The sequence below is a fragment of the Psychrobacillus sp. L3 genome (genome assembly GCF_042945595.1).
Taxonomy (GTDB): Bacteria; Bacillota; Bacilli; order Bacillales_A; family Planococcaceae; genus Psychrobacillus.
This window is the reverse complement of sequence record NZ_CP168493.1, coordinates 2,464,887-2,478,317: the sequence shown is the minus strand read 5'-3', so window position 1 is coordinate 2,478,317 and position 13,431 is coordinate 2,464,887. Positions and strand designations below refer to the sequence as shown.

General features: G+C 36.3%; 10 protein-coding genes and 1 riboswitch. All 10 genes read left to right on the top strand.

Annotated elements, in window-relative coordinates:
* Window positions 1-4: 4 nt before the first annotated feature.
* The 10 genes from ACEPXD_RS12230 (at window position 5) to ACEPXD_RS12185 (ending at window position 13,332) form a co-directional block, all read left to right on the top strand.
* Complete coding sequence (locus ACEPXD_RS12230) at window positions 5-2,368, top strand: endonuclease MutS2 (protein ID WP_391116271.1); 2,364 nt, start codon at window positions 5-7, stop codon at window positions 2,366-2,368.
* Between the two features lie 67 nt (window positions 2,369-2,435).
* A complete protein-coding gene (locus tag ACEPXD_RS12225; protein WP_387585252.1) occupies window positions 2,436-2,849 on the top strand; it encodes a DUF350 domain-containing protein in 414 nt (137 codons plus the stop codon).
* An 890-nt stretch (window positions 2,850-3,739) separates the two neighbouring features.
* A complete protein-coding gene (locus tag ACEPXD_RS12220; protein WP_391116269.1) occupies window positions 3,740-5,434 on the top strand; it encodes a long-chain-fatty-acid--CoA ligase in 1,695 nt (564 codons plus the stop codon).
* An 85-nt stretch (window positions 5,435-5,519) separates the two neighbouring features.
* Window positions 5,520-6,101 carry a TetR/AcrR family transcriptional regulator gene (locus ACEPXD_RS12215; protein WP_391116267.1) on the top strand — a complete coding sequence of 194 codons (582 nt, stop codon included), beginning with the start codon at window positions 5,520-5,522 and terminating at the stop codon, window positions 6,099-6,101.
* Between the two features lie 19 nt (window positions 6,102-6,120).
* Window positions 6,121-6,894, top strand: a complete 774-nt coding sequence (locus ACEPXD_RS12210; protein ID WP_391116265.1) for an enoyl-CoA hydratase — start codon at window positions 6,121-6,123, stop codon at window positions 6,892-6,894.
* Between the two features lie 28 nt (window positions 6,895-6,922).
* On the top strand, window positions 6,923-7,696 hold the full coding sequence (locus tag ACEPXD_RS12205) for an electron transfer flavoprotein subunit beta/FixA family protein (RefSeq protein WP_391116263.1): 774 nt from the start codon (window positions 6,923-6,925) through the stop codon (window positions 7,694-7,696).
* 87 nt (window positions 7,697-7,783) lie between these two features.
* Window positions 7,784-8,761 carry an electron transfer flavoprotein subunit alpha/FixB family protein gene (locus ACEPXD_RS12200; RefSeq protein WP_391116261.1) on the top strand — a complete coding sequence of 326 codons (978 nt, stop codon included), beginning with the start codon at window positions 7,784-7,786 and terminating at the stop codon, window positions 8,759-8,761.
* Between the two features lie 91 nt (window positions 8,762-8,852).
* The gene (trxA, locus tag ACEPXD_RS12195) at window positions 8,853-9,194 is read left to right on the top strand and encodes a thioredoxin (protein WP_391123214.1); all 342 of its coding nucleotides are present in this window, start codon (window positions 8,853-8,855) and stop codon (window positions 9,192-9,194) included.
* 809 nt (window positions 9,195-10,003) lie between these two features.
* Window positions 10,004-11,794 carry an excinuclease ABC subunit UvrC gene (uvrC, locus tag ACEPXD_RS12190; RefSeq protein WP_391116259.1) on the top strand — a complete coding sequence of 597 codons (1,791 nt, stop codon included), beginning with the start codon at window positions 10,004-10,006 and terminating at the stop codon, window positions 11,792-11,794.
* Window positions 11,795-11,834: 40 nt separating this feature from the next.
* A riboswitch (Lysine riboswitch) is annotated at window positions 11,835-12,014 on the top strand.
* A gap of 100 nt (window positions 12,015-12,114) precedes the next feature.
* On the top strand, window positions 12,115-13,332 hold the full coding sequence (locus ACEPXD_RS12185) for an aspartate kinase (RefSeq protein WP_391116256.1): 1,218 nt from the start codon (window positions 12,115-12,117) through the stop codon (window positions 13,330-13,332).
* The last annotated feature ends 99 nt before the right edge of the window (window positions 13,333-13,431 follow it).

Genomic DNA, 13,431 nt, shown 5'->3' with positions numbered 1-13,431 from the left:
CTCAGTGATAGCTGAAAGAGCACTGAAAACGTTAGAATATTATAAAATTCGAGAAGAAGTTGCCAAGTACTGTACCTCTTCTGTTGGAAAAAGTCATATTGATAAACTTGTTCCTTCTGTGGATTATGCAGAAGTGACAAAGCTTTTGGAAGAAATGGATGAAGGGCTAACAGTTCTTCGACTTAGAGGGAATGTTCCAATGGGTGGCATTACGGATATACGTCCGCATGCTAAACGAGCACAGATCGGCGGAATGTTAAGTCCAGTAGAATTAATGGAAACAGCTAGTACCATTCGAGCGAGTAAAATCTTACGGCAGTTTCTTGAGAATGTTGCTGAGTCAGAAGATGTGGGAATTCCTCATTTTCTGGAAAAAAAAGAAGCAATGCCAATCCTCACAGCACTAGAACATGAAATAAATAATTGTATTGATGAAAACGGTACTGTTTTAGATAGTGCTAGTAGTACGCTTCGTTCGATTCGGCAACAATTGCGTATTCAAGTTAGTCGAGTACGAGAAAAGTTAGAAAGCTATACAAGAGGCGCCAATGCATCTAAAATGCTATCTGATTCGATTGTTACGATTCGTAATGATCGATATGTAATTCCGGTGAAGTCAGAATATCGAAGTCACTATGGTGGGATTATTCATGATCAGTCGTCTTCTGGACAAACCTTATTTATCGAACCATCAGCAGTTGTTCAGCTAAATAATGATATTCGTGGGTTAAAAGTAAAAGAACAAGAAGAGATTGAACGTATTCTAATTAAACTAACTGCTGAAGTTGAAATAGTTGGACATGAAATTTTCTTGTTAGTAGATATTTTAGGTGAAATAGATGTTATTTTAGCAAAGGCAAAATATGGACAAGTTGAAAAATGCACGATGCCTCATATTAATAATAAAGGGTATATTCGTTTAGTCAAAGCAAGACATCCACTTATTTCAATTGACACTGCTGTGGCAAATACGATTGAATTTGGAAAAGATATTACGGCTATCGTCATTACAGGTCCGAATACAGGTGGTAAAACCGTTACGCTTAAAACGGTTGGGCTCTGTACATTAATGGCGCAAAGTGGAATTCCTATCCCTGCTTTAGACGGTTCTGAATTGTCGTTATTTGAATCCGTATTTGCAGACATTGGAGACGAACAATCTATAGAGCAAAGCTTAAGTACATTCTCTTCACATATGGTTAATATTGTAGATATACTTAAAAAATATGACAATCAATCTTTAATTTTATTCGATGAGCTTGGTGCAGGTACAGATCCTCAAGAGGGAGCAGCTCTTGCTATTTCTATCTTGGATGCGGTTCATGGCACAGGTGCACGCGTGATGGCAACTACCCATTACCCCGAACTAAAAGCATACGGGTATAATCGCCCAGGTGTTGCAAATGCAAGTGTGGAATTTGATATTGAAACATTGAGTCCAACTTATAAGTTGTTAATAGGAGTTCCCGGACGCAGTAATGCATTTGAAATCTCCGAACGACTTGGACTTCCGTCATCTATCATTGTACAAGCACAATCATTTACGGGTACGGACCGAGGAGAAGTCAATTCGATGATTGCCTCGTTAGAAGAAAGTAGAAGACAAGCTGAAAAAGATGCGGAAGAAACAGAAGTTAAGTTAGAAGAAGCTCGGCTAGTAAAAGAACAACTAGAACAAAAACTTGCGCAATTAGACCAGAAAAAAGAACAGTTTGAGCAAAAAGCAAAAGAGAAAGCGAAGAAAATAGTAGACGATGCTAGACGCGAAGCAGATGGGATTATTAGCGAGTTACGTAAAATGCAAGCGAATACTCATTTGTTGGTAAAAGAGCATGAGTTAATTGACGCTAAAAAACGTTTGGACGAAGCTTTGCCAAATAATCCAATTCTTAAAAAGCAAAAGAAACTGAACGAACTTGCCAAAGAGTTAAAAGCTGGGGATGAAGTAAAGGTGATAAGCTTTGGTCAAAAAGGGACTTTACTTCAAAAACTCTCGAAGTCCGAATGGTCTGTTCAAATTGGTATGCTGAAAATGAAACTAGATGAAGCAGATTTAGAATATATAAAACCGGAAAAACAAAAACAAACGGTCTCAGTTAATTCAGTTCGCGGGAGAGATTCCCATGTGAAGCTAGAGCTTGATCTTCGAGGGGAACGGTATGAAGATGCGATTATTCGAACAGAAAAGTATTTAGATGATGCAATTCTTTCAAACTATCCGCGCGTATCCATTATTCATGGCAAAGGAACCGGCGTATTAAGACAAGCCATTCAACAATTCTTAAAAAATCATTCTCGTGTGAAGAATTACAGATTTGGAGAAGCAGGAGAAGGTGGACATGGGGTAACTGTTGTTGAATTAAAATAACAGCGGAGTTTTGAAACTTTTTAGTTGTTAGAACGTAGAGTAAGAAAAGTTTAAAGGGGTTTTTAGTATGGTACTTTCTAGTTTTTGGTCCAACCCATTAGTGGATTCTGCTGGTTATTTTAGCGTTGTCGTTTTATGTTTAATTGTTTCCATGGTTTTATTCGAAATTGTTACCAAATATAAAAACTGGGAAGAGATAAAAAAAGGAAATGTAGCAGTAGCTATGGCAACTGGAGGGAAAATTTTCGGTGTCTGTAATATTTTCCGCTATTCTATTGAACAACATAATTCATTATTTGAAATGATAGGTTGGGGTCTTTTTGGTTTCACACTACTCATTCTTGCATATTGGTTATTTGAATTTTTAACCCCGAGCTTTCATGTGGACAAAGAAATTGAAGAAGATAATCGATCAGTTGGGTTTATTTCTCTTATCATTTCCGTAGGGTTGTCATTTGTCATTGGTGCTAGTATTTCTTAGGAGAGATTACAATGGAAAAATTATCGAAAGTTTTAATTGCTGTAGGCATATGTTTTGTCTTAGTTGGAATAGTATATTTAGTAATGAATTAAATAGTAGTAATTAAAAGAATGAGTTAAATGCTCATTCTTTTTTTTGAAAGAAAGTATATGGATTATCGTCCTTAGAAGCCAGTTCATAGTACTTTTAAAAATCAAATAATATCTCAGATTTCCGTTTCAGGTGGACGCGTTCCGCGGGGGCGCCGCATTCGCGTCATTTGTGATGGATCATCTGTCTCACTCATCCCGCTGGAGTCGCCACCTTTCACTCCAATCCCTTAAGTGAGTATAACCTAAGTTAGAGTTACTATTGCTAGGAATGCAGTATACACAACGACTTGAAGTGCTTTTTAATGGTGACTACCTTTAACAGAATTTCCTATATGTTTTTACTTGTACTGTTCATAGAATACATGAATAAGTGGGCAGATGATTAGAGTTGGTGGAAACTAAAAAAATAGATAGCATCCATTCATAAAGAAGCGCTTAGCGGACGAAATTGCATCTTCTTCCGCTTTTAAAAGAATAGGAAAGGATTTATTCTCTTATTATCCAAACAAAAAGCATTTTGTCCTCACAAATTCTAAGAGGGCGACGGATAAGCATTTGCCACAAGATTACCGAAAAAAGAGGATCTGGAAGTGACGCAGACACTTCCAGATCCTTCATAAAATTCTTCGTTGATAGTGTAGCTAATGTTTCGTCTAAAGCACTCTGGAAATAGGAATGACAAGAGGCATTTTAAGGACGTTTGCGCTATTCCTATAATTAAATTGAATTGTCATTCATTTTTCTTTATAATAAATAATAGGAATATTCATACTATTATAATATAGAGGGGGTTTAACAATGACAGAAAAACAATGGCTTGCCAATTATCCGCCAGAAATACCACATGAACTTCATTATGAAGCTATACCAGTTCAGGAATATTTAACGAGAGCGTATAAAAAGTTTCCAGCGAAAGTTGCAATACATTTTATGGGAAAAGATGTAACATACGATGAATTATATGAATCATCATTGAAGTTTGCAAATTACTTACAATCGCTAGGAGTACAAAAAGGTGACCGGGTAGCAATTATGTTGCCAAATTGTCCACAAGGAGTGATCGGTTACTACGGTGCATTATATGCAGGTGCAATTGTGGTACAAACAAATCCATTGTATACGGAAAGAGAAATTTCGTATCAAATGAAAGATTCAGGTGCGAAAGTAATTTTAGCTTTAGATATCCTTTTCCCGAGAATCTCTAAAGTAATAAAAGAGACAGAGTTAGAAAATGTTATTATCACTGGGATAAAAGATTACTTACCTTTTCCTAAAAATATGATCTATCCATTTATACAAAAGAAGCAATACGGATTTAGTGTAAAAGTCGAACACCGGGGAATGAATCATTTATTCCCAGAAATTATGAAAGTTGCGAAAGCGGATTCTATTAATCTACCATTTGATTTTGAAGAGGATATTGCACTCCTTCAATACACGGGTGGAACAACTGGATTTCCAAAAGGTGTAATGTTAACACATAAAAATCTAATCTCCAATGCATCCATGTGTAATGCTTGGCTTTACAAATGTAGAAAAGGGGAAGAAAGTATATTAGGAATTCTACCATTCTTCCACGTATATGGTATGACTACTGTGTTAATCTTGTCTGTAATGTTGGGGAATAGAATGATCTTATTGCCTAAGTTTGATGTGGAAACTGCACTTAAAACAATTGATAAGCAAAAACCAACTTTGTTCCCTGGAGCTCCAACTATTTATATCGCTATCTTGAATCATCCGGATGTTCAAAAATATGATTTATCTTCGATTGTGGCTTGTCTAAGTGGTTCAGCTGCATTACCATTAGAAGTACAAGAAAAATTTGAAAAAGTTACTGGTGGTAAGTTAGTAGAAGGTTATGGGTTAACGGAAACTTCTCCAGTTTCACATTCGAATTTAATTTATAGTAACGAAAGAGTCAAAGGTTCGGTAGGAATACCATGGCCGGATACAGACTCTGCGATATTTGGAATTGATTCTTCCGAACCGTTATCACCTGGAGAGATAGGTGAAATTGCAGTTAAAGGACCCCAAGTAATGAAAGGCTATTGGAATAGACCGGAAGAAACTGAAAAGACGATGCGAGACGGATGGTTGCTAACGGGGGATTTAGGGTATATGGATGAAAACGGTTTCTTTTTTGTAGTTGACCGTAAAAAAGATATGATTATTGCTGGTGGATACAATATCTATCCGAGAGATGTAGAAGAGGTTCTATACGAGCATCCAGCAGTTCAAGAATGTGTAGTAGCCGGTGTACCAGATCCATATCGCGGTGAAACGGTGAAAGCCTTTGTTGTATTAAAAGAAGGTGCACATATTACAGAAGAAGTATTAGACAAATTTTGTCGTGAAAATTTAGCTGCTTTTAAAGTTCCTAGAATATATGAATTTAGAACAGAACTTCCAAAAACGGCTGTTGGAAAAATTTTAAGAAGAACGTTAATCGAAGAAGAAAAAGAAAAGTTAAAACAAGTAGTCAACAGTTAATGATGATTGACATGATAAAAAAATAAATATAATATAAAAATATGAATGAATAATCATTCATATTTTTATTTTGGTGGTGTTTTTATTGAAGAAAGATAAACCTAAATATAAACAAATTATCGACGCAGCAATTATTGTGATAGCAGAAAACGGCTATCATCAATCGCAAGTTTCTAAAATAGCAAAACAAGCTGGCGTAGCTGACGGAACAATTTACTTATATTTTAAAAACAAAGAAGATATACTAATTTCCGTTTTTGAAGAAAAGATGGAGATGTTTGCAGATAACTTAAATGAAATTGTGAAAGAAGATATTACCGCTTCTATGAAGTTATTCAAAATGATTGAAAATCATTTTATTGTTCTAGCAAGTAATCATCATCTTGCTACAGTCACTCAATTAGAACTACGACAATCTAATTTAGCATTACGACTAAAGATTAATTCGATATTAAAGACGTACTTAATATGGCTAGATGCTATATTAAAAGAAGGCATTGAAAATGGAGAATTTGATCAATCCATCGATATTCGCTTAGCAAGACAGATGGTTTTTGGTACAATTGATGAGACGACTACTTCATGGGTCATGAATGAGTATAAATATGACTTAGTTGACCTTACGGGAAAAGTACATCGTCTATTATTAAAAGGAATCAAAGCTTAGGCAAAGGGGAAGTGAAAAGATGGAATTTTTGTCATGGACTATTGAAGATGGTGTAGCAACAGTTACAATCAATCGTCCACCAGCAAATGCATTGGCACGTGGGGTTATATTAGAAATAAATGATTTGCTAGATGCTGTAGAAAAAGACGAATCCGTACGAGTTATTTTATTGAAAGGTGAAGGAAGATTCTTTTCTGCAGGAGCGGATATTAAAGAATTTACTTCTATTTCTAGTGGAGAAGAATTTTCCGAGCTTTCTGCAAGTGGGCAATCTATTTTTGAAAGATTGGAAACGTTTTCAAAGCCAGTGATAGCTGCGATTCATGGAGCAGCACTAGGTGGCGGACTTGAATTAGCGATGAGTTGTCATATCCGACTTGTTGCTGAAAATGCTAAACTTGGTCTTCCAGAATTACAATTAGGATTAATACCTGGTTTTGCTGGAACGCAGCGTTTGCCCCGTTACGTTGGTTTTGCGAAAGCAGCAGAAATGCTCTTAACGAGTGATCCGATAAGCGGAAAAGATGCAGCGGCTTTTGGTCTTGCTAATCATGCATATCCAGAAGATGAGCTATTTGATAAAGCACAGGAACTGGCAAGTAAAATTGCGAAGAAGAGTCCAGTTGCAGTTAAAGCAGCACTTGAGATGCTTCAATTTGTGAAACCTGCCTCCTATTATGAAGGTGTGAAAGCAGAAGCGAATGCTTTTGGAACGGTTTTTGTTTCCGAAGACGCAAAAGAAGGTATATCTGCATTTTTAGAGAAAAGAAATCCTGATTTTAAAGGGAAATAAAATAAAATAGCTTGGGAGGAAATTCTAAATGAATATTTTTGTTTTAGTAAAACGTACATTCGATACAGAAGAAAAGATTGTTGTAAGTGGTGGTAAAATCCAAGAGGATGGCGCAGAATTTATCATTAATCCATATGATGAGTATGCTATTGAAGAAGCAATTCAAGTACGAGATGCACACGGTGGAGAAGTTACAGTTCTTACAATGGGCGGAGAAGATGCAGAAAAACAACTTCGTACAGCACTAGCAATGGGTGCAGATAAAGCTGTTCTCATTAATACAGAAGATGATTTAGAGGAAGTAGACCAATTCACTGCGGCTCAAATCATTTCGGAATATTTAAAAGATAAAGATGCGGATTTAATTTTAGCTGGAAACGTTGCAATTGACGGTGGGTCAGGTCAAGTTGGACCACGTGTAGCAGAATTACTAGGGATTAATTATGTAACAACGATTACAAACCTTGAAATTGATGGGTCTACTGTGACGATTAAACGTGACGTAGAAGGGGATACGGAGATTCTAGAAACTTCATTGCCTCTATTAGTTACTGCTCAACAAGGTTTAAACGAGCCACGCTATCCATCTTTACCTGGAATTATGAAAGCAAAGAAAAAACCTTTAGAAGAAGTAGAGTTAGATGACTTAGATATGGATGAAGATGATGTAGAAGCTAAAACAGAAACAATTGAAATTTATTTACCTCCAAAAAAAGAAGCAGGTAAAGTATTAGAAGGCGATCTAGCGGATCAAGTAAAAGAGTTAGTTCATTTACTTCATTCAGAAGCAAAAGTGATTTAACCTTTACCATCAGTTGCCAAAGATAACAATACGTCAAATCGTATTTGTTTCTAATCAAATTTACACTCAAAATGGGAGGAAATTAACATGTCTAAAAAAGTATTAGTATTAGGAGAAGCACGTGAAGGTGCTCTACGTAATGTTTCGTACGAAGCAATTGCTGCTGCAAAACAAATTTCTAACGGCGGAGAAGTCGTTAGTGTTCTCTTAGGAGATTCAGTGAAAGAGTTAGCTGTTGAATTAGGGAAATATGGTGCGGACCGCGTTATTACAGTAGAACATCCGCATTTAAAACAATACACTTCAGACGGATACGGACAAGCGTTACTTGCTGTAATTGATCAAGAAAAACCAGAAGCAATTGTTTTTGGGCATACAGCACTTGGTAAAGATTTATCACCAAAAATTGCTAGTAAGCTACAAGTTGGTTTAGTTTCGGATGTTACGGCTATTGATGGTGAAGGAGATGCTGCTGTTTATATTCGTCCGATCTATTCGGGTAAAGCTTTTGAAAAAGTAAAAGTAAAAGATGGAATTGAATTTATTACCATTCGTCCTAACAATATTGCTCCTCTTGCGAAAGATGATAGCAAATCAGCAGATGTGTCTTCACTTACAGTTGATATTACAAACCTTCGTACAATCATTAAAGAAGTAGTTCGTAAATCTTCTGAAGGTGTTGATTTATCAGAAGCAAAAGTCGTTATTGCAGGTGGACGTGGAGTGAAGAGTGAAGAAGGTTTCGAACCTTTAAAAGAACTTGCTAAAGTACTTGGTGCGGCAGTAGGTGCATCACGTGGTGCATGTGATGCAGATTACTGTGACTATTCTTTACAAATCGGTCAAACTGGTAAAGTAGTAACACCAGATCTTTATATTGCAGCGGGTATATCAGGTGCAATCCAGCATTTGGCGGGAATGTCAAACTCGAAAATAATCGTTGCTATCAATAAAGATCCTGAAGCAAACATCTTTAAAGTAGCGGACTACGGTATTGTTGGCGACTTATTTGAAGTAATTCCTATGCTTACAGAAGAATTTAAAAAACTTAAAGTAAATGCTTAAAAAAGATACTTGGCTCTATCAAAAGGAGCCGAGTTCTTTTCTTTCAAGCTAAAATGTAGATGTAGTGATTTTAGTCTGATATAATCAAAACATAGTTAGTCTAAGGAGGAATTTTAAAATGGCAATTGTACACGGAACTGATCAAACTTTTAATCAAGATATAGAAGAAGGTTTAGTATTAGTAGATTTTTGGGCAACATGGTGTGGTCCATGTAAAATGATAGCTCCTGTTTTAGAAGAAATGGATGCTGAAATGAGCGATAAAGTTAAAATCGTTAAAGTAGATGTGGATGAAAACCAAGCAACTGCTAGTCAATTTGGCATTATGTCTATCCCAACTTTAGTATTATTTAAAGATGGTCAACCAGTAGACAAAGCGGTTGGTTTCCAACCAAAAGAAGCTTTAGTTCAATTCGTAGAAAAAAACGCATAATATAAAACCGGGTCCTAAATGGTGCCCGGTTTTTTTAAAAGATAAGAAAGTATATGGATTATCAACCTGCGAAACCAGTGTTCCTAGTACTTTAAAGAATTAAAGAATACCGCGGATTCCGTTTCAGGTGGACGCTTTCCGCGGGGGCGCCGCATTCGCGTCGTTTGCGATGGCACACCTGTCTCCGAGGAACGAAGGCTAAGAGCGCCACATCGTGTGGCAACGCCTTCGTGACCAACATCCTGTTGGCCTCCGTCTGGAGTCGCCACCTTTCACTACAATCCATTAAGTGAGTAGTTCCTAATAAGAAAGTATATGAAATTGATATACTAGAAATCCAGTATTCACAAAGACTTGAAGTGATTTTAATGGTGTCTTCCTTAAGCAGGATTTCCTATATGTTTTTACTTTTATCGTACACTGTATACATGAATCAGCGGGGCTTGAAAAAATAGGTAGTATTCATTTATAAAGAAGCGCTGAGCGGACGAAATTGCATCTTCGTCCGCTTTTAAAAGAATAGGAAAGTAATTTATTCTCTCATTAACCAAAACAAATGCATTATGTCTTTACATATTTCAAGAAGGCGACGGACAAACAACCACCACAAGATTACCGAAAAAAGTGGATGGAGAAGTGACGCAGTCACTTCTCCATCCACAAAAATTCCCATGGTAATAGTGTAGCCGATGTTTCGTCCAAAGCACTCTAGAAATAGAGAAGACAAAATGCACTTAAAGGACGCTTGCGTTTTTTTTACTGAATTCAGCTAATGTCCTCACTTCTATAAAATGATAATAGGTGATAATATGAATGATTTAATTCAACAAAAATGTGCAATCCTACCAGATCAACCTGGTTGTTATTTAATGAAAGACCGACAAGGAACAATTATCTATGTTGGTAAAGCGAAAATATTAAAAAATCGTGTGCGTTCTTACTTTACCGGGTCTCACGATGGAAAAACACAAAGACTTGTACAAGAAATAGTTGACTTCGAATATATTGTTACATCGTCCGAGCTTGAAGCATTAATACTTGAACTTCATCTAATAAAAAAACATGATCCGAAGTACAATATTATGTTGAAAGACGATAAAACGTATCCATACATTAAAATTACAGCTGAAAAAGACCCTAAACTTATTATTACTAGACAAGTAAAAAAAGATAAAGGAAAATATTTCGGCCCCTATCCTAATTCTCACGCTGCGCATGAAACAAAAAAGCTACTTGATCGATTATATCCCTTGCGAAAATGTCAAAAGATGCCGAACCGAGTTTGTTTATATTATCATATGGGGCAATGTTTAGCACCTTGCGTGAAAGAGATTGAAGATTCTGCATATAGTGAAATAATTCAAGAAATATCTAGCTTTTTAAACGGTGGTCATTTGCATGTCAAAAAAAAGTTAACAGACAAGATGCATGCAGCAGCTGAAAATTTAGAATTTGAGCGAGCCAAAGAATATAGAGATCAAATCTCTCATATTGAACAAGTGATGGAAAAACAAAAAATGACGATGAATGACTTTACGAGTCGAGATATATTTGGATATTCAGTCGATAAGGGATGGATGTGTGTCCAAGTTTTTTTCGTTCGTCAAGGAAAATTAATCGAAAGAGATGTATCTTTATTTCCCCTTTATCGTAATCCAGAGGAAGAGTTTCTCACGTTCTTAGGTCAGTTTTATGCTAAATTGGAACATATTAAACCGAAAGAGATTTTCGTACCTAGCAATACCGACTTACATTTAGCGACGGAACTATTAGAAATGAAAGTAATTATTCCACAAAAAGGAACAAAAAAGAATTTAGTTGATCTAGCTGAAAAAAATGCAATTTTAGCATTGAGCGAAAAATTTCATCTTATTGAACGACAAGAAGAAAGAACGGTTGGAGCTGTTCAAGAATTAGGTCAACTTATGGGGATAGCTACACCAAATCGGATAGAATCGTTTGATAATTCCCATATCCACGGCACTGATGCAGTTTCAGCTATGGTAGTATTCGTCGATGGGAAAGCATATAAGAAAGACTATCGAAAATATAAAACAAAAACCGCAGCTAAACATGATGATTATGGTGCAATGCGTGAAGTTGTTCGTAGAAGATATACCCGTGTTTTAAAAGAAAACTTACCAATTCCAGATTTAATAATTATTGATGGTGGTAAAGGGCAAATAGAAGCTGCTAGAGAAGTTATAGAAGACGAGTTAGGGTTGGACATACCAATAGCTGGGCTTGCAAAAGACGGAAAACATCAAACGTCTCAGCTTTTATTTGGGGATCCTATGGATATTATCCCGATGAAACGTACAAGTGAAGCATTTTATTTGTTACAACGAATTCAAGATGAAGTGCATCGTTTTGCTATTACCTTCCATCGGCAACAACGAGGAAAACATACTATTGCATCTTCTTTAGATGGCATTGAAGGCATTGGTCCAAAGCGGAAAACCTTATTATTAAAGCATTTTGGTTCGCTGAAAAAAATGCAAGTTGCAAGTAAAGAAGAATTTATAGAAGCGGGGCTTCCTGAAAAGTTAGCGGATATAATGGTTAGTCATTTTCAGAAAAGTTTATTGTCTTCTGAATAGTGTTATGGTATGGTTGAAACAATTTAATAATCACTTAAAAAGTGAAGATAGAGGCGCGAATTGACAAAAGTACTCAACAGGAGGATGGAAAGATCCTGTAATCGTTGAGGAAAGGGTCATTCGCCGAAACATAGAAAAGCTTTTCCTTTTCATATGTTGGTTCTGCATTTAATAAATGTAGGATTGTCAGAGTGGATTATTCTGGAGGGCTATCTCACATGGACAATTTTTTTGACCGTGTATGAGACAATGCTTTTCACAATATGTGAAAAGCATTTTTTTATCTTTAGCTTATCATTGAAACAAGGGAGAAGATGTACATGAGCAAGATAGTAATGAAGTTTGGTGGAACTTCGGTTGCGACAACCGTAAAAATTGCAAATATTGCACATCGTATTAGTCGAGAGAAAGAAAAAGGGCATGACATTGTAGTTGTAGTGTCTGCAATGGGTAAGACTACAGATGATTTAGCTAACTTAGCTTATGAATTATCAGAAACACCAAATAAAAGGGAAATGGATATGCTTCTTTCCACGGGAGAGCAAGCAACCATGTCCTTACTTTCGATCAAATTAAACGACATCGGAATTGATTCCGTTTCTTTAACAGGTTGGCAAGCAGGTTTACAAACAAATGAAGTACATAGAAATGCAAAAGTAGTGAAGTTAGATGCAACTAAAATTTTGAATGTACTTGCTGAAAATAAAGTAGTAATCGTCGCGGGATTTCAAGGAGTGTCCGAGTTAGATGAAATTACAACACTTGGTAGAGGAGGGTCGGATACAACGGCTGTAGCAATTGCAGCTTCTATTGCAGCTGACATTTGTGATATTTATACAGATGTAGATGGTGTATTTACTTCTGATCCTAGGTTTGTAACGAAAGCTAGAAAGTTAGCGCAATTAGAGTATGATGAAATGCTTGAATTAGCCAATTTAGGAGCAGGAGTTTTACATCCTAGGGCTGTAGAATTTGCTAAAAACTACAAAATTCCCTTACGTGTACGTTCAAGCTATAACGATGAAGAGGGAACGATTTTAAAGGAGGAAGTAGATGTGGAAAATAACTTAGTTGTTCGTGGGGTAGCTTTTGAATCTGATATTGTCCGTTTAACAATAGAATATGAAGTGGCATTTAATGGTTCATTGGCTTCTATATTTACTACCCTTGCAGCAAATCATATAAATGTGGATATTATTGTTCAGTCAATTGTTGAGGGTGTAAAACCTGCTGTTTCTTTTTCTATAAAAAAAGAATCGTTAGCGGAAGCAATAACTGTTTTAGAATCCAATAAACAAGTGCTAGGTTTCACTTTTGCAGATTTTGAGGTAGGGCTTGCAAAGGTGTCGATTGTTGGTTCGGGAATGGTTTCTAATCCTGGTGTTGCAGCACAGATGTTTGATCGTCTGAGAAAAGAAAACATTCCAGTGAAGATGGTAAGTACATCTGAAATTAAGGTTTCTGTTGTCGTTCCACAAAATGACATGATCCAAGCTGCAAATGCTTTGCATGATGAGTTCGGGCTGGCACTTGTTTAATAAGAAAAACGAAAGTGTCCTTTTAGTGCATCTTGTCTTTACTATTTCCAGAGTGCTTTGGACAAAACATCAGCTACACTATTAACGAAGAATTTTATT